This window comes from Cytophagaceae bacterium ABcell3, assembly GCA_030913385.1.
Lineage (GTDB): Bacteria > Bacteroidota > Bacteroidia > Cytophagales > Cytophagaceae > ABcell3.
On sequence record CP133159.1, the window covers coordinates 4,942,769 to 4,969,346 of the forward strand.

25 protein-coding genes are annotated in these 26,578 nt (G+C 40.3%); 7 read left to right on the top strand and 18 right to left on the bottom strand.

What is annotated here, in order from left to right:
* Window positions 1–65 precede the first annotated feature (65 nt).
* Window positions 66–1,505, top strand: a complete 1,440-nt coding sequence (locus RCC89_20315) for an SDR family oxidoreductase (GenBank protein ID WMJ75484.1) — start codon at window positions 66–68, stop codon at window positions 1,503–1,505.
* A gap of 54 nt (window positions 1,506–1,559) precedes the next feature.
* Here the strand turns inward: RCC89_20315 and RCC89_20320 are convergent, their stop codons facing one another.
* From RCC89_20320 to RCC89_20330, 3 genes are all read right to left on the bottom strand, one after another.
* Window positions 1,560–2,051, bottom strand: a complete 492-nt coding sequence (locus tag RCC89_20320; protein ID WMJ75485.1) for a TPM domain-containing protein — start codon at window positions 2,049–2,051, stop codon at window positions 1,560–1,562.
* A gap of 140 nt (window positions 2,052–2,191) precedes the next feature.
* Window positions 2,192–2,707, bottom strand: a complete 516-nt coding sequence (locus RCC89_20325) for an O-acetyl-ADP-ribose deacetylase (GenBank protein WMJ75486.1) — start codon at window positions 2,705–2,707, stop codon at window positions 2,192–2,194.
* 8 nt (window positions 2,708–2,715) lie between these two features.
* Window positions 2,716–3,129 (bottom strand): hypothetical protein, encoded by a 414-nt coding sequence (locus tag RCC89_20330; protein WMJ75487.1) that lies wholly within the window; start codon window positions 3,127–3,129, stop codon window positions 2,716–2,718.
* A gap of 166 nt (window positions 3,130–3,295) precedes the next feature.
* On the opposite strand from RCC89_20330, the gene RCC89_20335 reads away from it, so the two are divergent.
* The 3 genes from RCC89_20335 (at window position 3,296) to RCC89_20345 (ending at window position 6,252) form a co-directional block, all read left to right on the top strand.
* Entirely contained in the window at window positions 3,296–4,369 is a 1,074-nt protein-coding gene (locus RCC89_20335) for a cytochrome-c peroxidase (GenBank protein ID WMJ75488.1), read from the top strand.
* 235 nt (window positions 4,370–4,604) lie between these two features.
* Window positions 4,605–5,810 (top strand): NO-inducible flavohemoprotein, encoded by a 1,206-nt coding sequence (gene hmpA, locus RCC89_20340; protein WMJ75489.1) that lies wholly within the window; start codon window positions 4,605–4,607, stop codon window positions 5,808–5,810.
* Window positions 5,811–5,820: 10 nt separating this feature from the next.
* Entirely contained in the window at window positions 5,821–6,252 is a 432-nt protein-coding gene (locus tag RCC89_20345) for an Rrf2 family transcriptional regulator (protein ID WMJ75490.1), read from the top strand.
* A gap of 242 nt (window positions 6,253–6,494) precedes the next feature.
* On the opposite strand, the gene RCC89_20350 is transcribed toward RCC89_20345, so the two are convergent.
* Window positions 6,495–7,529, bottom strand: a complete 1,035-nt coding sequence (locus tag RCC89_20350) for a hypothetical protein (GenBank protein WMJ75491.1) — start codon at window positions 7,527–7,529, stop codon at window positions 6,495–6,497.
* 495 nt (window positions 7,530–8,024) lie between these two features.
* On the opposite strand from RCC89_20350, the gene RCC89_20355 reads away from it, so the two are divergent.
* The 3 genes from RCC89_20355 (at window position 8,025) to RCC89_20365 (ending at window position 10,393) form a co-directional block, all read left to right on the top strand.
* Window positions 8,025–8,393: a hypothetical protein gene (locus RCC89_20355; GenBank protein WMJ75492.1), complete on the top strand. Its 369-nt coding sequence runs from the start codon at window positions 8,025–8,027 to the stop codon at window positions 8,391–8,393.
* 111 nt (window positions 8,394–8,504) lie between these two features.
* Window positions 8,505–9,842: a transposase gene (locus RCC89_20360; protein ID WMJ75493.1), complete on the top strand. Its 1,338-nt coding sequence runs from the start codon at window positions 8,505–8,507 to the stop codon at window positions 9,840–9,842.
* Window positions 9,843–10,054: 212 nt separating this feature from the next.
* Window positions 10,055–10,393 (top strand): hypothetical protein, encoded by a 339-nt coding sequence (locus tag RCC89_20365; protein ID WMJ75494.1) that lies wholly within the window; start codon window positions 10,055–10,057, stop codon window positions 10,391–10,393.
* A 173-nt stretch (window positions 10,394–10,566) separates the two neighbouring features.
* On the opposite strand, the gene ftsZ is transcribed toward RCC89_20365, so the two are convergent.
* From ftsZ to mraZ, 14 genes are all read right to left on the bottom strand, one after another.
* Complete coding sequence (gene ftsZ, locus RCC89_20370) at window positions 10,567–12,087, bottom strand: cell division protein FtsZ (protein WMJ75495.1); 1,521 nt, start codon at window positions 12,085–12,087, stop codon at window positions 10,567–10,569.
* Between the two features lie 39 nt (window positions 12,088–12,126).
* Complete coding sequence (ftsA, locus tag RCC89_20375; protein WMJ75496.1) at window positions 12,127–13,437, bottom strand: cell division protein FtsA; 1,311 nt, start codon at window positions 13,435–13,437, stop codon at window positions 12,127–12,129.
* An 11-nt stretch (window positions 13,438–13,448) separates the two neighbouring features.
* A complete protein-coding gene (locus RCC89_20380) occupies window positions 13,449–14,213 on the bottom strand; it encodes a cell division protein FtsQ (protein ID WMJ75497.1) in 765 nt (254 codons plus the stop codon).
* Window positions 14,203–15,552 (bottom strand): UDP-N-acetylmuramate--L-alanine ligase, encoded by a 1,350-nt coding sequence (gene murC / locus RCC89_20385; protein ID WMJ75498.1) that lies wholly within the window; start codon window positions 15,550–15,552, stop codon window positions 14,203–14,205. The genes RCC89_20380 and murC overlap by 11 nt, the downstream gene beginning before the upstream one ends.
* A 26-nt stretch (window positions 15,553–15,578) precedes the next feature.
* Complete coding sequence (gene murG, locus RCC89_20390) at window positions 15,579–16,715, bottom strand: undecaprenyldiphospho-muramoylpentapeptide beta-N-acetylglucosaminyltransferase (protein ID WMJ75499.1); 1,137 nt, start codon at window positions 16,713–16,715, stop codon at window positions 15,579–15,581.
* Window positions 16,702–17,841: an FtsW/RodA/SpoVE family cell cycle protein gene (locus RCC89_20395; protein ID WMJ75500.1), complete on the bottom strand. Its 1,140-nt coding sequence runs from the start codon at window positions 17,839–17,841 to the stop codon at window positions 16,702–16,704. The genes murG and RCC89_20395 overlap by 14 nt, the downstream gene beginning before the upstream one ends.
* Before the next feature lie 76 nt (window positions 17,842–17,917).
* Window positions 17,918–19,276, bottom strand: a complete 1,359-nt coding sequence (gene murD / locus RCC89_20400; protein ID WMJ75501.1) for a UDP-N-acetylmuramoyl-L-alanine--D-glutamate ligase — start codon at window positions 19,274–19,276, stop codon at window positions 17,918–17,920.
* Window positions 19,277–19,283: 7 nt separating this feature from the next.
* Window positions 19,284–20,498 (bottom strand): phospho-N-acetylmuramoyl-pentapeptide-transferase, encoded by a 1,215-nt coding sequence (mraY, locus tag RCC89_20405; protein ID WMJ75502.1) that lies wholly within the window; start codon window positions 20,496–20,498, stop codon window positions 19,284–19,286.
* Window positions 20,498–20,953 (bottom strand): four helix bundle protein, encoded by a 456-nt coding sequence (locus RCC89_20410; GenBank protein ID WMJ75503.1) that lies wholly within the window; start codon window positions 20,951–20,953, stop codon window positions 20,498–20,500. The genes mraY and RCC89_20410 overlap by 1 nt, the downstream gene beginning before the upstream one ends.
* Before the next feature lies 1 nt (window position 20,954).
* A complete protein-coding gene (locus RCC89_20415) occupies window positions 20,955–22,418 on the bottom strand; it encodes a UDP-N-acetylmuramoyl-L-alanyl-D-glutamate--2,6-diaminopimelate ligase (GenBank protein ID WMJ75504.1) in 1,464 nt (487 codons plus the stop codon).
* A gap of 5 nt (window positions 22,419–22,423) precedes the next feature.
* Window positions 22,424–24,520 (bottom strand): penicillin-binding protein, encoded by a 2,097-nt coding sequence (locus tag RCC89_20420; protein WMJ75505.1) that lies wholly within the window; start codon window positions 24,518–24,520, stop codon window positions 22,424–22,426.
* Window positions 24,510–24,875: an FtsL-like putative cell division protein gene (locus RCC89_20425; protein WMJ75506.1), complete on the bottom strand. Its 366-nt coding sequence runs from the start codon at window positions 24,873–24,875 to the stop codon at window positions 24,510–24,512. Before RCC89_20425 ends, RCC89_20420 begins: the two co-directional genes overlap by 11 nt.
* Window positions 24,876–24,913: 38 nt before the next feature.
* On the bottom strand, window positions 24,914–25,816 hold the full coding sequence (rsmH, locus tag RCC89_20430) for a 16S rRNA (cytosine(1402)-N(4))-methyltransferase RsmH (GenBank protein ID WMJ75507.1): 903 nt from the start codon (window positions 25,814–25,816) through the stop codon (window positions 24,914–24,916).
* Window positions 25,813–26,274 (bottom strand): division/cell wall cluster transcriptional repressor MraZ, encoded by a 462-nt coding sequence (mraZ, locus tag RCC89_20435; protein ID WMJ75508.1) that lies wholly within the window; start codon window positions 26,272–26,274, stop codon window positions 25,813–25,815. Before mraZ ends, rsmH begins: the two co-directional genes overlap by 4 nt.
* Between the last annotated feature and the right edge of the window lie 304 nt (window positions 26,275–26,578).

Here is a 26,578-nt window from a genome sequence, read left to right on the forward strand (position 1 = left end):
CCTTATTATTCACTTTAACAAACCTTTTAATATCCAGTTAAACTATCTCACAGGCATCAACACAAATGAAAGTTCTACTAACAGGAGCCAATGGATATATAGGCAAGCATCTTTTGCCAATGCTTATAAAAGAAGGCCATGAAGTAATTTGTTGCGTAAGAAATAAAAAAAGGGCTCAATACCTCCTAAAATATCCTAATGTTACGCTATTTGAAGTAGATTTTCTCAAGCCAGTAGACATCAAAAAAGCGCCAAAAAATTTTGATGTAGCATTTTATCTTATACACTCTTTAGCCGCCTCAGTACATGGCTTTGAAGAGATGGAAAAACAATCGGCCCGGCATTTCTTACAACACTGTGAATTAGCATCTGCCAAACAGATTATTTTTTTGACAGGTATAGTAAATGAAAAAAACCTCTCCCCGCACTTAAGGTCAAGAAAGAATGTAGAAAGGGTCTTAAAGAATTCACCAATTCCCCTTACGGTATTAAGAGCTGCCATTATTGTTGGATCGGGCAGTGCCTCTTTTGAGATAATCCGGGACTTGGTAGAAAAATTACCGCTAATGATTGCGCCGGCATGGCTGAATACAAGGTGCCAGCCTATAGCACTGGAAGATGTCATTGGGTATTTAAATGGAGTGATGCTAAACCCCGCCTGCTTGAATGAAACATTCGACATCGGAGGGACAGACATATTGACATATAAAGAAATGTTGCTGGAGTACGCCAAGGTGAGAAAGCTTAAAAGGTATATTTTCACCATACCCCTTATGACACCAAGACTGTCTTCTTACTGGCTGTATTTCATAACCTCTGTAAACTATAGAATAGCTGTAAATTTAGTAGAAAGCATGCAGGTAGAAGTAGTATGCAAAGACAATAGGTTGGGAGAAATGCTGGACACAAAACCTATTTCTTATGAACAATCTATCAGAAATACATTTAAGAGAATAGAGCCCAACATGATCGTTTCTAGCTGGCGCGATTCGTTTATAAGCAGCTCAGCACAAGACCGGCTAATGGACTTTGTACATGTACCAGAAAATGGTGTGCTAAAAGAAAAAAGAACAGTGGAAATAGACCGCCGTGACAAAGAGCGGGTATTGAACAACATTTGGTCTATAGGAGGGAAAAGGGGATGGTACTATGCCAATTCGTTATGGAAAATAAGAGGCATTATAGATAAACTGTTTGGTGGAACAGGTTTAAAAAGAGGCCGCACACACCCTAATGACATCCAAAATGGTGATGCGTTAGACTTTTGGAGGGTAATACTGGCAGACAAACAATCTGCCAGGTTGCTGCTGTTTGCTGAAATGAAGCTACCAGGTGAGGCTTGGCTAGAATTTAAAATTGAAGAGCAAAACGCAAGACTGTACTTAAAGCAAACCGCCACCTTTAGACCTTATGGGTTAAAAGGGCGGATTTATTGGTACATGTTATTCCCTGCCCATTTATTTATATTTACCAACATGGCTAAAAACCTGGTTAAATATAAATAGAGAAAAAAGCTCAACGTTTAGACCTAGGAACCATCTAAGGCCAAATAGAAACAATTATTTAATAGCGTTTTCAGGTTTCTCCAGAAAATCAATTACGGCTTTACTTCCAGCCCACAACCCTTCCGCATATTGCCCGACTTGAAAATGAGGGACCATAAGGCTATCTACAATATTCTTGGCTATAACATCATCAAGTACTTGCTCTGCGCCATAACCTGTAGATATGCGTGCTTCGTGGTTGGCCTTACTAAATGCGATAATCACTCCATTGTCTTTTCCCGCTTTGCCTATTGCATTTTCCTGGCCAAAATTGACGCTATACATCAACATGTTTTCATTATCACCATAATCTTCCACTGTTACCAACACCACTTCGTTTGATGTTTTACCTTCGTGTGCTTTTAACAATTCGTCAAACCTATCTACTTCCGATGGCTCAAGGACATTTTCATAGTCAAACACGAAAGAGTCCAAGGCTTTCTTATTAGGGGCACTGCAACTAAAATAAAATAAAAAAATAAAGGGTGCTAAAATCTTATTATTCATATAAAACAGGTCTTTTATCATATTGTAAATTATAAAGATAGGACAAAAAGCCGTAAACACCTCAAGCAGAGGTGCCATTGGGGATTGCAATTTTAAGCAAGTATAAAACTTATTTAAGGTTAAGTCCGCATTCATCCAATCTATTTTTTCAAGCAATTAGTTATATGCTGAAAGTTTTCTTCATCAAAACATACAAAGAGTACCTTTTCGATATCAGAAGACTGTAGATAACCAGTTACTTCCTCCACTGCTATTTGGGCAGCCTCATGCTTAGGGTAACGATACACCCCTGTACTGATGTTTGGGAAAGCCACAGTTTTACACCCATTTTCTTCCGCAAGGCGTAAAGAGTTGACATAACACTTTCTAAGCTTTTCTGGCTCTCCTTTAGAACCTCCATTCCAAACTGGACCTACTGTATGAACAACATATTTGGCAGGTAATTTACCTGCTGTAGTTATAACAGCCTCTCCAGTATCACACCCGCCCTGCCGTGCTACTATCTTCCTACATTCTTCTAATATTTCAGGTCCTCCTGCCCTATGTATAGCCCCATCTACTCCACCTCCACCCATTAAAGAAGAGTTTGCTGCATTGACAATAGCGTCCACAGGTATTTTGGTAATATCTCCTTTTATAACTTCTATTTTTTCCATATACTAGTTTACTTTTCATCAAGAGGAAGCCCATAGGGGCTCTCACTACTAAGACCTTTACTATAAGAACACCGGTTTACATAATCCATAACCAGGAAAACCTGAGCATTAACCAAAACCTTTACATGGCTTGCTTGTTCATCCCATTCGACAGAAAACTGACTTGCCTTTACTTCAGGTAAGAAAGTAAATTCATTTGAGAAACTTTTTGTGATGGGTGGCGCAACTCCTTGTTTAAAATAGATGGAAGGGTCTTCTACTTCACTTACAGGTTGTTTTACAGAACATATAAAACCAGGAAAGTCCACTTCCATGGCATCAGGCAATGTCAAGTATGCCCAAATAGCGTGATCATCTTCGTCTATAACTACACTACGTTTGCTTTCTTCATCATATGTAGTTATAAAAATCTTTTCTTTCATAAAAGCAATTTAGCCTTTCTAGCTGAAAGATAAAAACATATTACATGTACCAACATTTATTATCCGTTTTGCTGATATATATCATAAGATAAGGTGAAAACTTATCGTACTTTTGACGTATACACAAGCTGAATACACCAACATTTATTCTCGAATAATATAAAAGATGAAAAAGACCGCTTTATCATTGATGCTTCTGACATTTCTCATAGCAGGATGTGGGGATTCAGAAGAAAAAATTGCACAGCAAGAGGCGCTTAAAAAACAACAAGAGGCTGAAAAATTAGAAGCTGAAATAGGAGAACAGGCGAGAAACTTCTTTAAGCCACTGCCGAAAGTAGCCGAAAGTCCAGACAATAAGCTAACAGAAGAAAAAGTCCATCTCGGAAAAGTGTTATATTTCGACAAAAGGCTTTCGAAAAATAATGATATAAGTTGCAACTCTTGCCATGACCTAACAACTTTTGGGGTAGACAACCTTTCAGTTTCCCCAGGACATAAAGGCCAGACAGGAGACAGAAACTCCCCGACTGTACTTAACGCAGCCTTCCACACCAGCCAATTTTGGGACGGAAGGGCAGAAACTATAGAAGAACAAGCGGGAATGCCTATTCTAAATCCTGTAGAAATGGCCATTCCTGATGAAGCTTACCTAGAAAACAAACTTTCTAAAATTGAACTATATCAGAATTTGTTTGCCAAAGCTTTTCCTGACGAGGAGCAACCTTTAACATACAGAAACATCGAAAATGCGATAGGAGCTTTCGAAAGAACCCTTGTTACCCCTTCCAGGTTTGACGAATATTTAGAAGGTGATGTGGAAGCATTGACTTTTGAGGAGAAGCAAGGCCTGAAAGTATATATGGAATCCGGTTGTACTTCCTGCCACTCTGGGGCATTGCTCGGAGGAAACATGCTTCAAAAATTTGGCCTGTTCGGGGATTACTGGACTTTGACCAACAGCAAAAACATAGACAAAGGCCGCTACTTGGTTACCAATAATGAAGCAGATAAATTCATGTTTAAAGTTCCTTCTTTAAGAAACTGCGAAAAAACAGCCCCATATTTCCACGATGGAAGCGTAGAGAGTTTGGGTGATGCTATCAAAATCATGGCCCAACTAAACCTAAACAAAGAACTAAGTGACGATGATGTAGCCAAAATTGAACTGTTTATTGCTACATTGACCAGTGAATTACCCGAAGAGGTTACTCAAGAGCCAATAGAGCTAAAAGAATAAATCCACTATTTCAAATCATACCAAAGCCCTGAAGCGATATGTTTCAGGGCTTTTTTTATGCCTTTTGGGGTAAAAAATCAAGGAGCAGCAAGCCCAAAAGCTGTGCAAGTTTCTATAGTACACCATCTTGCATGAAAAAATGATATACATCATCTAAAAAAACACCCTATATCATTTTCGAAAAATTTATAATAGTTGCATTTTTGATGCAACTATTAATAAAAGAGAAAAACCTATGATTACAAAACAGCAAAAAGAACTAATCAAAGCAACTGTACCAATCCTAAAAGAACACGGAGTAGCCTTGACCTCCCATTTTTACAAAAGGATGTTTAGCCACAATCCAGAGTTAAAAAATGTTTTTAACATGGGCAATCAACAAAGTGGCAAGCAACAAATGTCTTTAGCTATGGCTGTTTTAGCATATGCAGAAAATATAGAAGACCCATCTGTTTTAATAAATGCTGTCACTAAAATAGGTCATAAGCATAAAAGCTTGGATATTCGTCCAGAACACTATGCCATAGTAGGCAACCACTTACTTTCCTCTATCAAAGAAGTTTTAGGAGATGGAGCAAGTGCCGAGCTGCTAGAAGCTTGGGGTGTAGCCTACAATCAGTTAGCAGATATACTAATAGGGTTAGAAGATGGTTTATATAAAGAAGCTGTAAGCAAAGAAGGGGGCTGGACTGGCTGGCGGCCGTTCAATGTCAAAAAGAAAGTCAAGGAGTCAGATGAGATTACATCCTTTTACTTATATCCATCAGACGGCGGAAAAGTGGCAGACTTCACTCCTGGCCAGTATTTAAGTATAAGATTATACCTTCCAGAGCTTAACTTGTTTCAACCGAGACAATATAGCATTTCCAGTGCACCAAACGGGGAGTATTACCGTATATCGGTAAAGAAAGAACCAGCAAAAGAAATTTGCCCTGAAGGAATGGTAAGTAACGAACTTCACAATAAAGTTAAAGAAGGCGATATCCTTGAAGTATCATCTCCAGCAGGAGATTTTGTACTAGATATCCAGAAGGATACACCTTTGGTGTTTATCAGTGGTGGCGTAGGCCAAACTCCTTTCATAAGTATGTTAGAGCATATTGCAAAAAATAATTCTAAAAAAGACATCACTTGGATACATGGATGCAGAAATTCATCTGTTCATGCTTTTAAGGAGTTAACAGACAAGTACACAGAAGAGATCGAACTCAATACAAAGTATTTTTATGAAAACTTAGACCAAGCTGGAAAAAATTGCAACCATGGCCTAATCAACATTAGTGAGTTAAAAGAAGAAATCGTAAAGGATGGTGCAAACTACTATATTTGTGGTCCTGCTCCATTTATAGAAAAAGTACATGGCGACTTAACCTCTATAGGAGTAAACAAAGAAGCCATACATTATGAAGAGTTTGGCCCTGCCAATCTCTTTTTAAACTAAACAACTGATTATGAAACTGAACCGCTTTACCGATTATGGTCTTCGTGTGCTTATGTACATAGCCACAAAAGAGCAAAATGCCCCGACCATAACCGAACTATCAGAGAAATTTAATATTTCAAGGAACCACTTGGTAAAAGTGGTTCAGTTTTTATCAGCTCAAAAGGTGCTTACAACCAAAAGAGGACCCGGCGGTGGTTTGTATCTAAGCAAGCCTGCAGACCAAATCAGGATTGGGACCTTAATAAATTTGCTAGAAAAAAACGAACCGCTCATTTCCTGTCAAGAACCCGCTTGTTTTTTGGAAGGCAATTGTATGCTCAAATGGGTCACAGATCATGCCTATCAGGAATTTATAAAAATCTTGGACAATTATTCAATTAAAGATGTAACAGGAGGAAAAACAGGCTTACTGATCCATGAGCTAATTAAGAACGAGTAAGGGATAAACCTGAAGTATTCAAGAGAACTTTCTATTGCGTGGCAAAATAAATCAAATCAGTAGCTTCGCTTAACATTTGTGTTTTAACTACGCTGCGGTCCTTGCGACAAAAAATGCTGACTTATTGTTATTTTACTCCTCATGATGCGACCTAGTTCATAATCAGGGCAAATGGTTTTCCCCAAAAAAAAAGCGGCAACTCTAAGAGAACTGCCGCTTCTATTTTTATAATGTTTTCAAGCTTACCTAACCCTAAAGTTACCTTCTCCGATTTTCTCACCGTCACAGAAAAGCTCTACAGTATGTTTTCCTGACTTATAAGAAGATCCTTTTTTGTAAACAAAAGTGATTGTTTGCCTGGTGTTGTCAAACATTTTTTCTTGTGACAATGTATAGAACATTTCCTTGTCGCCAGATTTAAAGGTTCCGCCTCCGGTACCAGTGTCAAAAAGTACAGAACCGTCAGGCTCAATAACTCTTAAAGCAAAAAACTTATTTCCTTTTTCCGCTACAGGATTGTCGATAAGCTTAAAGCTAAATTTAATATTCTCAATAGCCTTTGCTTTATATGGAGTCTTAGTCACTTCTTTGCCTCGTGCATTGAACACGTTGATTTTAGCAGGCTCCGCACGTAGAACAGAAGCGATAGCTACCTTCTCTTCCAACCCTGTTTTTACTTCTTTTAAGCTACTAAGGGTATCACCCATAGCTCTTTTATCTCCTTCTAATTGTTCGCTATATGTATGCAAAGAATCACGGTCAGCCTTCATCTCTTCATACTTCTTCTTCCAAGTTGCCAATTCACCGTTTAACCTGTTCAATCTACCTCTAAGACCAGGCACAAGGCTAGCGGTCTGGCGAGATTTTTCCAAGTCAGCTTTCAAGCCTTCTATTTCAAGTTCCAGCTCCTCATTTTTTTCCCCAAGCGCTATATACTTCTCCTGAAGCTCTTCCAGTTCATCAACCCTTTCCTCTAGTTCTTTTAAAGCCGCTTTCTTCGCAGCTACTTCTTGTTCTATGGTTTGTTCTTGAGTAGAAATGACTTCAGTTTGTTCTTGCTGCACCATAACAAGATACCCCAAACCTCCCATTAGGCCAAGTACTAACACTATTAAAATAACTTTCATAGCGTCAATACCTGAAGATTTTTCCTTTTTCTGGTCAGCTTTCCCTTTAGCACTTTTAGGAGAGCCAGCTTGCTTTTCTGAGGCTAGCGAAGAGCCTTTATCTTGAGAAGGTGTACTTTCTTGTCCCATATTATTTTTGTTGTCTTCCATGAGATTACCAGCTAAATATATTTATTTAAGATTGAAAGATATAAAATGCGAATGTCTTCTGCAATGGAGACCGAATAAAATATGACTTATATTATATTTTTCTTTAAAATAATTGCCTGAACAGGGTAAATAATATAACATTACCTTTACCTGCTATTAGTGCGTGTTGAAAAACACCAAAAATATTGAATCATTAATACTTAAAAATCTTTACGAGGTATAGGTAAAAGGGTTTTTTCGATAACTTCTTTTTTTGTGCACAAGTAATGAGAAAGTTTGGAGTAATAATTAACTGTTAGGCTAGCCAAAAATACACAACCTACTTTTTAGCCTTACATCCGATGTGTTCCTATACATCTTTATATCACAAAGGAGCCTTGTGGCTATACTTCTTTCAGCTTCCCTAGTTAAAAGCAGATACAAAAAATGTATTTATAACATAACATTATAACCCTAGGGTTACATTCCGGTTTTTATAATAAAGAGACATGCGGGATGAGAAAAATTTTAGGGCTTACATTGTTACTTTTCATTGCACTGGCAGGTGATGTTTGCGCACAAAAAAAAGGGACAAAATTCGGATTAAGGTTTGGCGCTGGAAATGCCAGCATAAGCGATGCGGGCTTTGCCGATGCACGGGGTACGTCAGCTTTATCAGGAGGTATCACCATAAACCACCAATTTTCAGAAAATTTTGGGTTAGTGACAGACTTGTTGTACACAAGAAAAGGAACCAGTGCCGTAGGAGTGGCTTTATGGGAAACAGACGAAGGGCAAAGTATACAACACTTCAGAGACACTTACACCTTAGACTATGTAGGGGATACTGGAAAATTGTTAACTGATTGTCTATTAGTATTCTGAACCGGTCAAAAAATAAAAAGAAACCCCGAAAATAGGCCAAAAAGGCTTTTTTCGGGGTTTTTCTTTTGTTATTTTTGATTTATCAGAAAAAAAACAACTCTTAAAAGTACAATGCAGATATCTATTTTTCAAGACCCGTACCAATATTCTTACAAGTGGCATATTTTTAAGGGAACTGACTTAGGGAAGATATATGATACGATTCCTTGGGATGACCTGGAAGAATGTTTGCCTACTCAAAATAGTCCTGTAGGGGCGCCACGATGGTTTAGCAACAAGGGAATGTTTGCCCTGATGTTTTTAAAGGCCTATTTAAACCTAAGCGATGAAAAGCTGATTGAGAGGTTCAATACCGACTTTAGCCTCCAATTCTTTTGCGGTAAAAATCTTAACAATGAGATTGTTAAAGACAAGACTATTGTAAGTCGGATTAGAACCTATATAGCAGATCATGCCGATATGGATAAAGTACAAGGAGCCCTGGTCAATGCCTGGAAAAAGGATATGGGCAATACCCATGTACTTTTGATGGATGCTACATGTTATGAAAGCTACGTTCGCTTTCCAACTGACGTAAAACTTCTTTGGGAGTGCTGTAAGTTTGTTTTTGAAAAGCAGCTATATAAGTATTGCAAGGTATTAAAGATAGCCCGGCCCAGGAGCAAATACTTTGTCCAGAAGAAGCTTCAGTTGGGTTATGACCGTATAAGGCGAAAGACTTATAACAAAGGGCTAAAGCGAAGAAAGTCATTGGTTTATTTATTAGAAAAAGGGCTTAAGCAGTTAGATGAATTACTGGAAACATACCCATCAATCACATTAAACCCTCTGCAAGCAAATTACTTGTCAACTTCAAAAAAGATACTTGAGCAACAAACTTTTTTACTAAGCAACCCTGCCAAAGAACTAAAAAACAGAATAGTAAGTTTGTCAAAGCCTTACCTTAGGCCGATAATAAGGGGAAAGGAAACCAAGCCTGTTGAATTTGGAGCCAAGGTACACATGATGCAGGTTGACGGAATCAATATAATAGACCACATCAGTTTTGATGCATTTAATGAAGGGACAAGGTTAAAAACCTGTGTAACAAAGCACAAAGGAATATTTAAAGAGTGCCATCAATTAGGTGCGGACAAAATATACGCTACCAATGCCAACCGCAACTTTCTTACAGAAAATAAAATATTTACCTGCTTCCCCAAAAAAGGCCCTAAAAAACACGGCAAGGCTGAATCTGTACTTCAATCAGCAATAGGGGCAAAACGGGCCACGGTTATGGAGGGGAGTTTTGGTGTTGAGAAAGAACACTATGGATTAAGAAAGATAAAGGCAAGGCAGGAAAAAACGGAAAGAGTCTGGATTTTCTTTGGAATTATGACCGCCAATGCTGCCAGAATAGCCAAAAGAAAATCCGTCCAAGACTCACCACATCTACAACAAGTGGCTTAGACTGATAACAAAGTATTAAAGTTACAAGGGATAGGTGCGTCCAATCCTCAAAAAATATAAATTTATCCTAGTCCCTGCCCTCTATAAACATCAAAATTGGAAATTTCAGACGAGTTAAAGAGCGATAACAAAAAGAAACGAAGTTATATGTTATTAGAAAAGTACAATTTTTATTTTTTAATGATTAATTTTCCAAGAAGCCCTATGTAGAAATGCCGGTAATGGCAAAATATAGTATGGGCTCACATTTATTATATATGAATTTTTTCGGTGGCCCAAGTATTGGCTTGAATGTAAGGGCTTATCAAACCAGACAATTTCAAGATCCTATAGCAGATGCTGATGAAGGTTTTAGGAGAGGCGCTATTGAAGGGCGCAATTTACTTGAATTAGGTGCTGTTTTTGGAACAGGTATAGATTTCCAACGACCAGACAACCGAATCCTTTCTTTCAGCATACGAAACCATATCGGGCTAACCCCTTTAGGGATCATAAACGGCAGAAATGCTTATAATAACTATTTTGCTATAACGGTTGGTTACCTGTATTGACAAAAAGCCCGGAAATACTCCGGGCTTTTTTATAGCCATGACAACCTTGGAGGTATACAAAAGGAAGCACCATAAGCTGCTAAATAAAAAAATAATTTAATGAACCTATGTAAAATACTATACTCAACTATTGCTTTTAGCATGCTACAATGCGCCTGTTGTATATTCTAAACTTAATCTGCGTTATCGTGCAGAAATTTATTGTTCCCTAAGATTTCATTATCATCATTTAAAGTAAATCGAGAAACCTGGCGTTCAGAAGAATGAGGAATGTCTTTTAACTCAACATTCTTTCTCTGATAAGCCGGAACTTCAAGACGGTTTCTATATTCATCTTTATCCAGCAAGTTCATTGTATTCATATTCTTAAGCGTTTCCCTTCTTTGCTTTGCCTGCAAGTAAAGTTTGCGCTTAAGTTCTTCGTTTTCTGCTTCATTTTGCTGGTCATTAGCAGGTACAGAAGAATTGTTGACATTATTAGATACAAACTGATTATCAGCGTGTGTATCTGCCTTACCTTCTTCGAAAAGAGACTGCTGCGGAGGCACAGGTTTAGAAGGGCGCTCCTGAGCCGCATCTTCTCTACGGTGTTCATTAGATTTGTTGAATGAAGCATCCGGTCTATGGAACGTAGGCATAGCCTGAGGACGCGAAAGCTGAGGCTTTTCCTGACTTACCTCTTTCTCAGAGTCCAAGTCATAAATCCTTCTGGCATTTACCTGTTCAGGCGTACCATCAAAGCCAGTAGCAATAACGGTAACACGTATTCCACCACCAAGTGCCGGTTCACACCCCTGGCCCCAGATAACATCAGCATCATCACCGGCTTTTTCTTCTATGTAGTCAGTGATTTCAGCCAGCTCATCCATTCTCAATTCTTCCTTGTCACCAAAAGTGATACTAAGGAGAATTTTCCGTGCTCCGCGAATGTCGGTATTGTCCAACAAAGGAGAAGACAAAGCTTCTTCAGCTGCTTTAAGGGCACGGCCTTCACCTTCTGCCACAGCAGAACCCATTACAGCTGCACCAGAGGAAGTTAAAACGGTTTTAACATCCTCAAAGTCAACATTAACATATCTTGTTTCTGTTATAATCTCAGCAATACTTTTAGCTGCAGTGGCTAACACGTTATCAGCTTCTGCAAATGCCTGTGTAATGGTCAGGTTATTAAAAAGCTCTCTAAGCTTGTCGTTGAGAATGACCAGTACAGTATCGCAGTGCTCTTTAAGCACAGAAATACCTTCCTCGGCAGACATTTTTTTTCTTTTGCCTTCAAAACCAAAAGGAGCAGTAACAATGCCTACCGTTAGTATATCAAGTTCACGAGCGATTTTAGCAATTATAGGAGCTGCCCCAGTACCAGTACCACCGCCCATTCCGGCAGTGATAAAAAGCATTTTGGTATTATCACTAAGGTAGTCCCTTATTTCTTCGCGACTTTCCATCGCAGCTTCCCGGCCTTTGTCAGGCTTACCCCCTGCTCCAAGTTCATTATTGCCTAATTGCAATTTTACAGGAACGGGGCTTATTTTTAAAGCTTGTTTGTCTGTATTGCTTACCGCAAAATCTACATCTTTAATTCCAAGACTGTACATGTGGTTTACAGCATTGCTGCCACCACCGCCTACACCGATCACCTTAATAATAGACTTATGGTGAGGAGGCATTTCAAATTGAAAAGAAGAATCTATCATGGCTATTGACTTTTTAAAAGTTCAACTAAAAATTCAGATTTAATAATCAGTGTCGTCGACGTCTTTAATCAGAAAATCTTTTGTTTTTTTAATTACATTTTGAAAGAAACTTTCTCCTTGACTTCCCTCTTTCTTATCATTTTTAGGAGTTGGGTCAAGTATATCTTTCATTTCTAAATACTTATTTTCCCTTTCGTCCACAGCTTTAAAGCCCGAAAGGACCAATCCGACAGAAGTTGCATACATAGGACTTTTCACCTCTTCAAAACGGCTCTTGCCCAAATGCTCATTCGGGTATCCAATCCTAGTATCCATGCCGGTCATATACTCAAAAAGTTGCTTTACGTTCTGCAACTGTGAACCGCCACCGGTAATCACAATACCACCTGCCAAACGGTTTTCATACCCTGAACAGATAATCTCCGAATGTACCAGGTCTATGATTTCCTCCATTCTTGCCTGAACGATGTTAGACAGATTCAGAACAGATATTTCCTTTGGCGGCCTATTTTTAAACCCTGGAATAGAAATTACTTCGCGAGGGTCTGCTTTATCAGAAAGCGCCCTGCCAAATCTTACTTTTAGTCGCTCAGCTTGTTTTTGCATCACCATCAAGCCCTGCTTGATATCAGAAGTGATGATATTACCGCCGAATGGGATAACTGCTGTATGCCTGATAATCCCATCGTAAAACACCGCTACATCGGTAGTACCTCCTCCAATGTCTACCAGTACAATACCCTCCTCCTTCTCTTCTTCAGAAAGGACTGCAATGCTAGACGCCAGTGGTTCTAGTATAAGATTTTCTATTTCCAGCCCTGCTCTATATACACATTTATTTATATTGTAAATAGCATTGGCCATGGCGGTAATCACATGAAAATCTGCCTCTAACCTAATACCGATCATACCCACCGGATCTTTGATCCCTTCTTGGTAATCGACCGTGTAGATTTGAGGCATTACATGAATGATCTCATGCCCAAAAGGCATAACGGTCCTGTACATATCATTGGTCAAGCGCTTGATATCGTCCAAGGTGATTTCATCTTCACTTGAGTTTCTAGTAATGCTACCATGGTGTATAGAGCTTCTGATATGCTGTCCAGCTATGCCTACATTCACAACCCTGATATCAATACCAGACTGCTCCTCAGCTTCCTTAATAGCTGTTTTGATTGCAGCAACCGTTGAATTGATGTTGGTCACCACTCCTTGCACTACTCCTTCGGAGACAGCTTTGCCCATACCCAGTATCTCCAGTTTACCAAATTCGTTTAACCGGCCTACGATAGCACAGATTTTTGTGGTACCGATATCAAGACCTGCGACAATCTTATCTTTTTGCATAACTAAAAATATTATTCACAAATAATCTGATTCTTAAATTTCAGCTTTACTCTTTCGTATTTATTATATCCTTTTAATGGTAAAATCTTTTTATAAAAAACCTTCAGCTTGTTCAGTTTTTCATCTATATCTTCAGGTTTTCCAAATTCAATTATTTCATCACCTACCTGAGGCGTGATATTGATTTCCCCATTGTCAGCAATAGTTACCTGTGCAACCTGGGCCTTCCAGAATCTATCTGAATCAATACGGTTAAAAAAGTCCATATAAGCCTGCCCTTCTTCCGCTAGGAAATTCGCTTTCATAAATTGACCAATAAAATCACCATCAACCAGCATCACCCTTGCAGAAAAGTTGGGAGAAAATGGAAGCAGGTTGCCTTCACTGCTAATGTAGGCATGAGGACCATGCTGCTGAACGATTCTGGCAACTGGCCTGGTTTGCACGATCTCTGCAATCAGTTCCCCGTTATGGCTTTTATACACTTGCGCTTCTTTCACAAATTTATGCGCATAAATCCGCTTTTCTATTTTCTCAAGGTCAATTTCTGAAAGCCTTTTCCCGATCAAAAGCTCTGTATTATTGTTGGTAATCAAATCCAACACTTCCTGTTCTGATACGAAAAAGTTATCAAATTGATAATCAATTTTAACAGCAACCCTTTTACACTCCTTGGTTTCATAGGTTTTTTCTGCAAAACCAATCAGAGAGAAAATACCTACTGAAAAAAGTATATACCAAAAGCCCTTTTTGAATATTTTAAAATTAACTTTCATATACCTCCTTCAATTTAGTTTGAATAGGCTCAACCATTCTATCGATATCCCCTGCCCCCATAGTCACAATCACATCAGTCCCGATCTCAACCAAGGCATCGGCGAGCTTTTCTTTGCTACACAAAGTTTTGGCATCCTTCTGAATCATGCCAAGCAGCCTTTCTGAGCTTACCCCCGCGATAGGCTTTTCTCTTGCTGGGTAAATATCCAATAAAACAATATGGTCAGCTATAGCCAAGCTATCGGCAAAGCCTCCCATAAAATCTCTTGTCCTACTATATAAATGTGGCTGAAAAACAGCCGTAATATGCTTTTCAGGATACAATGCCCTTACCGCACTCAGGCAAGCTTCCACTTCTGCAGGGTGATGGGCGTAGTCGTCAATAGCTATACATTTTTCATTTCTAAAGAAATATTCAAAACGTCTCTTCACTCCCTTATAGGTAGCTATAGCTTCTACGATTTTTTCGTCAGAGATACCTACCGCCCTACCTGCGGCAAAAGCGGCTAAAGCATTCATTACATTATGCATACCTGGCACCTGCAACCGTACATTATTAATTTCTTTGCCTTGGATATTTACATTAAAGACAAACCAGCCATTGTCAGCCTTAATATCGTAGGCTTTTATATCAGCCGTTCCTGTCCCAAAAGTCACCGCTGACACTTCCGGGCTATCACCAAGAGGAAGCCCTTCCCGGTATATCAATGCCCCGCCTGCAGGAACTTTTTTTGCAAATTCATTAAACGTCCGGACAAACTCACCTTCATCACCATAAATATCTAAGTGGTCAGGGTCCATAGTCGTGACTATAGCCACTTTGGGCTCCAGCCTCAAAAAAGAACGGTCATATTCGTCTGCCTCAATGACCACCCAGGCATCAGGGCTGGTATTCAACAACAGGTTTGATTGGTAATTCTGCGAAACGCCTCCCATAAATGCAGTACATGGAACTCCCGACGCATGCAGCACATGAGCTACCATAGAAGTCGTAGTAGTTTTACCATGTGTTCCTGCTACGGCAACAGAAGGTAAACCCCGTGTAATGAGCCCAAGAACCTCAGACCTCTTTTTGATATCAAAACCTTGCGCTCTGAACCAAGCCAGTTCCGCATGGTCTTGTGGCAATGCAGGCGTATAAACAACCTGCGTATTTTCCTTATCTAAATAGTCTTTAGGGATAAGGTCGACATTATCCTGATAGTGTATAAGAATCCCCTCTTCCTCTAACTCACGGGTAAGCGCAGTAGCGGTCTTGTCATAACCAGCCACTTTATATCCATAGGCATGGAACCACCGGGCAAGAGCACTCATGCCGATGCCGCCAATTCCGGCCATAAAAATATTTTTCGCTTTAATTACCACTATCTTTTCAATTTACTTTTATGTTCAGAGATGACCTTTTCGACCACAGCAGCTATATCATCCGCCGCTGAAGGCCTTCCCATTTTCTTTATGTTAATTTTTAACTCTTTTTGCGCTTTTTCATCAGCCAGCAGTTCAAGCGCTTCATCAACCAGCTTTTCTCTGGCTCCGTTGTCCTTTACCAATCTTGCGGCATTCCTTTCAGTCAAAGCCACCGCATTCTTAGTCTGATGGTCTTCTGCCACATTAGGAGAAGGCACCAAAATTACCGGTTTTTCGGCCAAGCATAGTTCGGAAATGGACAAAGCCCCTGCCCTGGATATGACGATATCGGCAACTGCATAGGCCAAATCCATTTTATATATAAATTCATTGACACTTATCCCTTTGTCTTGAAAAGGTGCCCCCGCTTCAGCTGCTTTTTCGTAATAAAATTTTCCCGTCTGCCACAACAGCTGAACATCATTGTCCACAAACTTCTGCAAGCCATCCTGCAAACTTTCATTGATTGTCCTGGCACCAAGGCTTCCCCCTATAGCAAGAATGGTTTTCTTATCTGGATCCAGTCCAAAAAACTTAAAAGCCTCTTCCCTTTTAGAATCTACATTTAAAATATCCTTTCGTACAGGGTTGCCGGTAATCTGAAGCTTTTCTGCAGGAAAGAACTTGTCCATTCCTTCATAAGCCACACAAATCTTTTCAGCTTTCTTTGCTAATACTTTATTAGCTACGCCAGCATACCCATTTTGCTCTTGTATCATGGTCGGGACTTTCATCAGTCCAGCGGTAAACAACAAGGGAAAACTTGCGTACCCGCCCACACCAATAGCAATGTCTGGCTGGAAATCTTTAATTATTTTTCTGGCCTTAAAAAGGCTTGATACCACTTTTACCGGAAACAGCAAATTGTCTGCAGTAAGCCTCCTTTGGATGCCACTGATCCATAACCCTTCAATCGAATAGCCAGCAGCAGGCACCTTTTGCATTTCCATACGCCCTTCGGCACCCACAAACAATATCTCCCTATCAGGATCTTTGTCCTTAAGTGCATTGGCAATTGCAATGGCCGGATAAATATGACCTCCGGTACCGCCTCCGCTTATAATTATTCTATATGGTCTGTTATGCCGGTGCATTCTTTAACTCGTTTCGGTTTTCAGATAAATCTCCCCGGCTAACACTAAGAATTATACCCAGTGAAATTCCGGTAAACAATAAGGAGGTACCTCCCATACTCAACAGTGGCAACGGCTGACCTGTAACAGGCCCCAAGCCTACAGCCACTCCCATATTGATCATAGCCTGAATAACCAGACTGAACCCAAGCCCTGCAGACAGCAAGCCACCAAAAGCCCTCTCACTTTTCACGACAGCACTCATAGCCCTATAAAGCAGCGCCAAGTATAAAAACAAGACAATAATCCCTCCTATCATACCATACTCTTCAATGATAATGGCATATATAAAGTCAGAGTAAGAGTGAGGCAAAAAATCACTTTGAATACTTTGCCCAGGGCCCTGTCCGATTATACTTCCAGTAGCAATGGCTTTAAATGCCTGTTCTGCCTGAAAAGGTATTTCGTCAGACAAGAAAAAGCCTTGAAACCTACTAATGGCAGTACCTAACCGCTGTCCTGCCATTAAAGCAGCGCTACCACTTATAATTCCGAATACAATTAGCCCCACCAGATACCTTACAGGCACCCTTCCTATAAACATTACCAACAGACAGGTAGCAAATAAAATAATAGCCGTTGACAAATTAGTCAGCGCTATTAGACAGCAAATAGTAACACACCAAAGGATTATAGGAATAAAAGACTCCTTAATGTCCTCAATATTTGTCTGCTTCCTGGCCAACATAGCTGCCAGATTGACGATAAGCATAAGCTTAGCAAAATCCGACGGCTGGAAAGACTGTCCGATAATTGGTATGGTAATCCAGCGGGAAGCCTCGTTAATATTATCCCCCATTACATAAGTAATAATGAGCAGAGGAATAGACAAAATCAGCCCCAAGCGACCAATTCGTGCATAGTACCTATAATCGATTTTATGTGCGACATACATAGATGCCAAGCTCAAAAAGACGATCAAGGTATGCTTAATCAAGTAATATTCGGTATCTCCGGCCATTCTCTTATAAGCCAGTGAACCTATGGCACTATACACCACCGCTATGCTTATCAAAGACAGCGAAAATATAATGCCCCAAATAACTGGGTCACCTTTAAGATTCCGTTGTAGCCAGAGTTTTATCATATAGTTTTTCTGTACTTCTTACCTATTTCATTATGCAATTTTGCCCATAGCACATATAACCACTCTCAAAAAGTTGCTATGAAACACTACGGGCTAAATCATGAACTGCTTTTTTAAACCGTTCACCACGATCTTCATAATTCTTAAAAAGATCAAAACTGGCACATGCCGGAGATAACAATACCACATCACCTTCATTTGCCAATTGAAAAGCGGTTTCAACAGCAGCGTTTATATTATCCGTTTCTTTAATAGTTTTGACAATGCCATCAAAAGCTTTTTTAAGCTGGCTATTATCTTTGCCCATACACACCAGCGCCTTCACCCTCTTGCGCACCAACGTATGAAGTTGCTCATACTCATTTCCTTTATCTACACCACCTGCAATCCAGACAATATTGCCAGGGAAACTATCCAATGCATACCACACAGCATCCACATTGGTGGCTTTGGAGTCGTTGACAAATGTCACACCGTTAACCTCCCCTACCTCTTCCAAGCGATGGCTGACACTGCTAAATCCATTAATCGCTTGTTGGAATTTGCTTGGGTTCATGCCTAACACTGCTGCAATCAAAGAAGCAGCCATGACATTTATCATGTTATGCTTTCCCTTCAGCGGGAGTTCATCTGTATTCAAATAAAACTTCCCTTTTCCAGCATTCACATCAAAGAACAAGCGGTTCAATTCCATCCAGGCACCACCAGACAAAGGCTCCTTAAGAGAAATACCCCACGAACTAGGCTTTACTTCTCTTTTCTGAACTTCCTCATTTACGACAGGATCATCTGCGAAAAATATAAAATGATCTCCTGCCTTCATATTCTGAATAATCCGAAACTTGGAATTTATATAATTATCAAAATTATATTCATACCTATCTAGGTGATCTTTGGTAATATTGAGCAAGACAGCCACATCTGCCTTAAACTCATACATGTCATCTAGCTGAAAGCTGCTCAATTCCAACACATACCATTCATGACGGTCTTCAATCACCTGTGCCGCCAAACTATCACCTATGTTTCCTGCCAAACCTACATTAAGCCCTAGATCCTTCAGCATATGATAGGCAAGTAAGGTCGTAGTAGTCTTGCCATTGCTACCGGTAATAGCCACAAACTTGGCTTGGGTATATTTGGCAGCAAATTCAATTTCAGAAATAATAGGTATCCCTTTTTGTCTGATCTTTTTTACGATATCTGCCTTTTCAGGGATTCCAGGACTTTTCACAACCAGTTCAGCATCGAGAATTTGTTCCTCGGTATGCTTGCCTGACTCAAAGAGTATATCATTATGGAAAAGCATATACATATACTTTTCCTGAATACTCCCCATGTCGGACACAAATACATCAAACCCTTTAGCTTTTGCCAAAAGGGCTGCACCTGTACCGCTTTCACCGGCTCCTAATATGGTTATCCTGTTTTTCAACCTATATTTACCTCAGTTTTAAAGTAGCCACACTTAAAATCGCCAACAAAATCCCTACGATCCAGAACCTTGCGACTATTTTAGATTCATGATATCCAATTTTCTGATAATGATGGTGCAAAGGAGACATCTTAAAAATCCTCCGCCCTTCACCATATTTCTTTTTGGTATATTTAAAATACCCTACCTGAATCATTACCGACAGGTTTTCAATTAAGAAAATACCACAGACAATAGGCAGTAAAAGCTCTTTTCTGACAGTCAAAGCCAGCACAGCAATGACCCCACCAAGTGTTAAACTTCCAGTATCGCCCATAAAGACCTGAGCAGGGAAAGAATTAAACCAGAGAAAACCTATACATGCCCCTACGAAGGCACCACAAAAAACCAGCAACTCCCCACTCCCAGGTATATACATGATATTTAGATAATTGGCAAAAATGGCATTACCCGACACATACGCAAAAATACCAAGTGTAACCCCAATAATGGCACATGTACCCGCTGCCAGTCCATCGATACCATCTGTCAAATTAGCCCCATTAGACACTGCGGTAATGACCACAATCACTACCAATACATAAAATATCCAAGTGAACTCATCGCCAAGGAATCCGAAGATCTCATTGTAGTTAAGTTCATTGTCTTTAAAGAACGGTATGGTAGAAACCATTGCTTTGATATCCTCATAGCGATGGGACACCCCAATGGTTGTTTCCGTTTCCACCGGAGGAGCCAAATACTTTCGCACAACCACATCGTCATTAAATACCAAAACCAAACCTACAATCAGCCCCAACACGACCTGCCCAACAATTTTGAATCTTCCGGCCAGACCTTCTTTATTCTTCTTGAAAATCTTTATGTAATCATCCAAAAACCCTATTGCTCCTAGCCACAAAGTAGCTATTAGAAGCAATATGATGTAAATACTCTCTAATCTCGCAAACAAAAGCGCAGGAATAACGATACTGGCAATTATGAGCACCCCACCCATGGTTGGAGTCCCTTTTTTAGCCATTTGGCCCTGCAAGCCCAAATCCCGTACACTTTCCCCAATCTGCTTTACCCTCAACCAAGTAATAAGTCTTTTACCAAAGATAAGAGACACCAGAAGGGAAAACATCATGGCCATACCCGCCCTAAAGGTGATAAAGCGAAACACCCCAGCACCTATAAAGTCATATTCTTGGTCAAGAAAGTCAAACAGATAATAAAACATCAGTTAAAGTTTATGCTGTTAATCAATTCTTTATTCTTACTACCTTCCCCCGACATTATGTTCAGGAGATTTATGATCTCATTAATTTTTTCAACACAGTCATCCAGTACAGAACCTGAAATAAAGTACTTCATTTGAATAAGCTTCAGCCAATAGCGTACTTCCACCGCTTCACGAGAAGCAAGTGCTATGCTGTTAAACCGTTCTTGCCTGTCGACGGTTGCCAAAGAGTCTTCAATGGTGGTTCTAATACCAGTACCGCTTTTCAGCAATTTTTCTGACAAGTCAAATTCGTTGACCTTCAAAAGTTCTATGTATAGCTCAAGTACCCTCAAAGAGAAGTCAAAAGCTTTTGGCACTATCTGCATATCTTTTTTCATCTTCAATTCCGGAAAAATAAGCTGGTCCAGTTCAACCAGTTTCTTCTGCTGATATTTGCTTTTACTAAAAATCATACTATTTATTTAACAGCTTAAACATCTCTATTACAATAACTTTATCGTCAAAAGGATGCTTAACGCCTTTAATTTCCTGATACGTTTCATGTCCTTTGCCTGCGATCAGAACAATGTCATTTTGCTCTGCAAGCATGCATGCCGTTTTAATGGCTTCTTTTCTATCTTGTATTGTCAAAGACTTTTTAATATCCTTAATACTGATCCCCTTCTGCATATCCTCCAAAATTTCTGCTGGGTCTTCATTTCTGGGATTATCAGATGTCAACAGAACTTTATCACTAAACCTGCAGGCAATATCAGCCATCACCGGTCTTTTCTCCTTATCCCGGTTTCCACCACATCCTACTACTGTAATTACCCGTTCATTGCCCTGTCTTACATCTTGCACAGTTTCAAGTACATTGCGCAAAGCATCAGGCGTATGGGCATAATCAATAATAGCGGTAATACCTGTTGCAGAAACCACCTGTTCAAAGCGCCCTTTAGCAGGATCTAAGGCAGAAAGGGCAGTCAACACCTCTTCCGGGTCTTCTCCAAGGAGCACAGAAGCGCCATAAACCCCCAAAAGGTTGTAGGCGTTAAAAGAACCGATAAGCTTGAACCAGACATCTTTTCCGTCTATGTCAAGCTCAAGTCCTTGAAAAGTATTTGACTGGATCTTTGCTTTAAAATCCGCCAACCCATGTAAGGCAAAAGTATGTTTAGCAGCCTTTGTATTTTGAAGCATTACCGTGCCACGCTTATCATCGGAATTTACCAAAGCAAAAGCAGAAGAAGGTAAATAATCAAAGAACATCTTCTTAGCCCTGATGTATTCATCAAAGGTTTTGTGGTAATCTAAGTGATCATGAGATATGTTCGTAAATACCCCTCCCGCAAATTGAAGACCCGAAACCCTGTGCTGTACCACGGCATGCGAACTCACCTCCATAAAACAATGTGTGCACCCAGCCTGGAGCATCTGCAAAAGCAGCTTATTAATGGCCACCGAGTCCGGGGTTGTATGTGTTGCCGCAAGCACCTCATCATTGATCTTATTCTCCACAGTTGAGAGCATACCCACATTGTAGCCCATCTTCCTAAAAAGGTTGTAAAGCAAAGTCACAGAGGTAGTCTTGCCATTTGTGCCAGTCACTCCTACCAATTTCAATTTAGAAGAAGGGTTGCCATAGAAATTACCTGCTATAATGCCCAGTGCCAATCCTGCATCAGCCACCTGCACATACGTAATTTCCTCTTTACGTTCTTCAGGCATCTCTTCGCAGATGATAGCATCGGCCCCTGATTCAATCGCTTTATCAATAAAGTTATGGCCATCAGACACCGTACCGCGCACAGCAACAAAAAGACTGCGTTCCGACACCTGCCTGGAGTCAAACTGCACAGACTTTATTTCTATATCAGTATCTCCTGATACAGATTGAAGAGGCACTTTGTACAATATGTCTTTTAATACCGCCATTTACATTAACTCAATCTAATATATATTACTCCACCTTTAACAACTCTGGCTCCTGGCTCAAGTGATTGCTCCGCCACCCGGCCAGCACCGGAATATTTTACTTTTAGCCCACTGTTTTCCAAGAGGTACAAAGCATCTCTAAGCCGCATGCCTTTTACATTAGGCACCATATCCTGAAACCTCGTACCTGGTTGCCAATGGATAGAATTATCTACAATTTTAGCAGACACAAATTCTGCAGAAGGCGCTTTGGTATGGTTGGCAATCCCCATTTCATTACAAATCAGCGATAAGTCTTCGATATACCCTGACCGAATTCTAGGGAAAACACCTTCATTTGCCCTACCCTTTCTTGCCATAGGCAAGTGAAGGTCCAAATCACCAGAATACACTTTATCTGCAATCTCCTTAAACACTGGCGCTGCCACGTCACTTCCGTATTGCTTAAAGCCTTTTGGATTGTCAATGACCACTATACAGCTATACTTGGGTTTCTCCGCAGGAAAAAAGCCCACAAAAGAGGTATAATAGCTTCTGATATATTTACCATCTTTAATTTTCAATGCCGTACCAGTCTTTCCGGCAATCCTGTAGTCAGCATCATTGATATTATTTGCCGTTCCCCTTTGCACAACCCCTTCAAGCATCATACGAACTTTTTTCAGCGTTTCATCAGAACAGATTCTATCCCTGATCACCTCCGTTTTATATTCACGTATAATATCATCTGCAGACTTTACTTTCTTCACAATCACAGGCCTAATCATTCTTCCGTTATTCGCCACCCCGTTATAAAAAGTAAGCGTGTGAAGCGGAGAAAGTTTAAGCTCATATCCTATTGACATCCAAGGAAGCGAAATCCCGCTCCAGGATTTATCGTTAATTTTCTTAATATAAGGAACGGCCTCCCCTACCATATGAAAACCTGTTGGCTCATCAAGCCCAAACTTATGGATATAGTCCAAGAACTTTTGAGGCTGATGACCAAAATGCTCGTCAACCAAACGGGAAACCGCAATATTGGACGACTTCTCAAAAGCATGGTTCAAGGTAATTTTTCCATACCCCCCAGGTTTGGAGTCCGTCATTTTCTTGTCATAAAACTCATATACACCCTCACCAGTATCTACCGAATCAGTAGGATCCAGCTTAGCGTCTTCAAGCAAGGCAATCATAGAAGCCAGCTTAAAAGTAGACCCTGGCTCTGTAAGCCCCTGATTTCCTACTGCATAATTAATATCTTCAATATAAGCACCATTATTCCGCTTGGTCAGGTTGGCCATGGCCTTAATCTCGCCCGTCTTCACCTCCATTAGAACAGCACAGCCATAATCAGCATCGTGTTCCTGTAAATGTCTCATCAATGCAGACTCTGCCACATCCTGAAGGTTAATATCAATGGTAGTAACAATGTCTAAACCTTGTTGAGGAGCCGCTTCAGCCTCACCCTGCAACGGCATCCAATTGCCACCTGCCATTTTCCTAAACAGTGCTTCGCCATCCCGACCTGCTAAAATCTCATTGAAACTATATTCCAAACCAGCACCACGATCTTCTTTCATGAACCCAACCGTACGCTTAGCCAAAGTAGAAAAAGGTTTGAAACGGACATTTTCCTTTTCAAAAATAATCCCACCCTTCATTCTGCCTTCACGGAAAATCGGCCATGAAGAAAGCTCTTTTCTGGCCTGATAGTTAATAGTGCGCGCATTCAATATCAGATAACGCCTGTCAGACCTCCTGGCATTGATCATCATCCGCTTATACTCCTGCACCGACCTGTCCCTAAAAAAAGAAGAAAGGTGATAAGCCAAAGAGTCTATACCTGAGTAAAACAGCTCGTCATTAGCAATGGTAGGATCAAAAGCCACCTTATAAAAAGGCAAAGAGGTAGCTAAGAGACTCCCATTGTCAGAGTATATATTTCCCCTTGTGGCTTTGACAGTCCTATACTGTATCAAATTCTCCCTGGCCATGGTCCTCCACTTTTCACCCTCTACTACCTGAATCTTCACAAGGCGGAAAACAACAGCCACAGAAAATAGAAAAATCAGCAAAAATGCGATTCTTACTCTTAATACTATGGACTTTTTAATATTCACCCTTTTCTACTTTTATTATATAAGGAGGCCTTAACGTCTCCCCTATGCCATAAGGCATTGTTTTTTTTGCTACTTCAGATTGCTTGCTCGCAAACATCAAGTCGGCCTTCAGCGTGGTATAGTCCGCACGAAGATCATCGACTTCCACTTTCAGTTTGTCCGTTTCCCTTACAGTCCGCGCCGCATAGTGCGTATTACCGATATACAATACCAGAAAAAAAGCCACATATAGCACCTTCGGCAAGTACTGCACCGGCACACCTTCCTCAAAAAGCTTTTCCAAAGAAAAGATTGAAAGAAAAGGCTTCCCTGACTTCTTTTTAGTTTTCTTTTGCCTGTAAGTATTTACAGTCATTGTATATCCCTTAATAAATTAAAACTTAGAAAATCGGATTATTTTTTTTCAGCAATCCGTAGTCTGGCACTGCGCGCGCGGCTATTTGCGGCAATCTCTTCTTCAGAGGCTTCCACAGGTTTTCTTGTCACAGCCTCAAAAGGCTTATAGAAGTTTCCATAAACATCTTTCTCCGGATCGCCGTGAAACACTCCTTTTGCGATAAAATTTTTGACCAAACGGTCTTCCAGAGAGTGGTACGACAATACTACCAATCGCCCCCCTGGCTTAAGCACCTCCGCTGCCTGTTGCAGCATTTCCTCCAAAGCTTTCAGTTCCTCATTTACCTCTATCCGTAACGCCTGAAAAACCTGGGCATAATATTTAAACTCCCTTCCTCTGGGAGCGAGCTTCTTTAATATCTCCTTAAGGTCATCTACCGTTTCAATGGTGCGGTTCAGCCTGTTATATACCACTGCATTTGCCAGTGTTTTGGCATTTCTTACTTCGCCGTACATACCAAAAATCTTGTGCAGCTGCGCTTCAGAATAGGTATTCAAGACCTCTTTGGCCGTTTTCTCCATATTCCTGTCCATCCTCATATCCAAGTCAGCATTGAACCGGGTCGAAAAACCTCGCTCTGGCACGTCAATCTGGTGCGAAGAAATCCCTAAATCAGCAAGGATACCATCGACCTGAGTAACCCTGTGCAACTTAAGGTATCGCTTCATATGCCTGAAATTGGCAGCAATAAACGTAAAAGAACTTTGCTCAAACTTTTGAACATTCACCTGAGCATCTGCATCTTGGTCAAAAGCATACAAATGCCCTCCGTCCAACTTTTTTACGATCTCCCCAGAATGCCCGCCACCACCAAATGTTAAATCTACATACAAACCTTCAGGATTGATATGCAGCCCATCTATACATTCCTTCAAAAGGACCGGTACATGGTAACTCATGCTTCACCCTCCTTTCCGCCTAAATATTTCTCAGCCAACTTAGCCACCTCGTCCTGATCTTGGATCAGCATAGCATCATAAATTTCAGGGTTCCAAATCTCAATCTTATCGTTCAAGCCAACCAGCAAAACCTCCTTTTCAAGCTTAGCATACTCCTGAAGTCTTTTTGGGATCACAAACCTGCCATTATTATCAAGATCTACTTCGGTATTTCCTCTAAATATACTTCGCTGCGCCCTTCTGGCCTCAGCGTTAAAATAACTTGCCTGTGTAGTCATACTTGAGAAGATTTCATTCCAAGCAGTAAGAGAGAAAAGAAGAAGGCAAGTTTCAAAACCGCGGGTAACGACAATAGAATTCCCGGAAGCCTGTGGCAGGCTTGCTTTCAGCCTCGAAGGAAGAACAAGCCTTCCTTTGGCATCCAGCTTACACTCATATTCGCCGGAAAAATTGGCCATCTGAAACCCGGGTTTATATACTGATCCTAACTAGTTTAAACAAATATAGCAAAGAATTGTGATTTTTCAACCACTTCCTGCCACTTTCTCCCACTTTGTGGATAACTTACAGAAAAAAGAATTGTTTTCCTAAAAAAACAAAGATTTTTGCAGCACAAACACTGTTGGCGCCAAATACTGAAATGGCAACAAAACTTTAAAATTTGGGCATTTTTCACCCTAAGCAGAGCCGATTTTTCACGAAAGTGGTAAAAAGTGGGAGAAAGGGGACAGAGTGGGAGAAAGCAGAAAAAATTCAAATTAG

Coding starts and splice junctions, on each gene's coding strand:
- RCC89_20315 (WMJ75484.1), top strand. CDS start 66: ATGAAAGTTCTACTAACAGGAGCCAATGGATATATAGGCAAGCATCTT.
- murG (WMJ75499.1), bottom strand. CDS start 16,715: ATGCACCGGCATAACAGACCATATAGAATAATTATAAGCGGAGGCGGT.
- ftsZ (WMJ75495.1), bottom strand. CDS start 12,087: ATGATAGATTCTTCTTTTCAATTTGAAATGCCTCCTCACCATAAGTCT.
- RCC89_20330 (WMJ75487.1), bottom strand. CDS start 3,129: ATGAAAGAAAAGATTTTTATAACTACATATGATGAAGAAAGCAAACGT.
- RCC89_20415 (WMJ75504.1), bottom strand. CDS start 22,418: ATGGCGGTATTAAAAGACATATTGTACAAAGTGCCTCTTCAATCTGTA.
- RCC89_20345 (WMJ75490.1), top strand. CDS start 5,821: ATGAAACTGAACCGCTTTACCGATTATGGTCTTCGTGTGCTTATGTAC.
- mraY (WMJ75502.1), bottom strand. CDS start 20,498: ATGTTTTATTATCTGTTTGACTTTCTTGACCAAGAATATGACTTTATA.
- hmpA (WMJ75489.1), top strand. CDS start 4,605: ATGATTACAAAACAGCAAAAAGAACTAATCAAAGCAACTGTACCAATC.
- RCC89_20365 (WMJ75494.1), top strand. CDS start 10,055: ATGCCGGTAATGGCAAAATATAGTATGGGCTCACATTTATTATATATG.
- RCC89_20410 (WMJ75503.1), bottom strand. CDS start 20,953: ATGATTTTTAGTAAAAGCAAATATCAGCAGAAGAAACTGGTTGAACTG.
- RCC89_20395 (WMJ75500.1), bottom strand. CDS start 17,841: ATGATAAAACTCTGGCTACAACGGAATCTTAAAGGTGACCCAGTTATT.
- RCC89_20355 (WMJ75492.1), top strand. CDS start 8,025: ATGAGAAAAATTTTAGGGCTTACATTGTTACTTTTCATTGCACTGGCA.
- RCC89_20325 (WMJ75486.1), bottom strand. CDS start 2,707: ATGGAAAAAATAGAAGTTATAAAAGGAGATATTACCAAAATACCTGTG.
- murC (WMJ75498.1), bottom strand. CDS start 15,552: ATGGCCGGAATTGGCGGCATCGGCATGAGTGCTCTTGCCCGGTGGTTC.
- RCC89_20425 (WMJ75506.1), bottom strand. CDS start 24,875: ATGACTGTAAATACTTACAGGCAAAAGAAAACTAAAAAGAAGTCAGGG.
- rsmH (WMJ75507.1), bottom strand. CDS start 25,816: ATGAGTTACCATGTACCGGTCCTTTTGAAGGAATGTATAGATGGGCTG.
- RCC89_20360 (WMJ75493.1), top strand. CDS start 8,505: ATGCAGATATCTATTTTTCAAGACCCGTACCAATATTCTTACAAGTGG.
- ftsA (WMJ75496.1), bottom strand. CDS start 13,437: ATGCAAAAAGATAAGATTGTCGCAGGTCTTGATATCGGTACCACAAAA.
- mraZ (WMJ75508.1), bottom strand. CDS start 26,274: ATGGCCAATTTTTCCGGCGAATATGAGTGTAAGCTGGATGCCAAAGGA.
- RCC89_20380 (WMJ75497.1), bottom strand. CDS start 14,213: ATGAAAGTTAATTTTAAAATATTCAAAAAGGGCTTTTGGTATATACTT.
- RCC89_20320 (WMJ75485.1), bottom strand. CDS start 2,051: ATGAATAATAAGATTTTAGCACCCTTTATTTTTTTATTTTATTTTAGT.
- RCC89_20350 (WMJ75491.1), bottom strand. CDS start 7,529: ATGGAAGACAACAAAAATAATATGGGACAAGAAAGTACACCTTCTCAA.
- RCC89_20335 (WMJ75488.1), top strand. CDS start 3,296: ATGAAAAAGACCGCTTTATCATTGATGCTTCTGACATTTCTCATAGCA.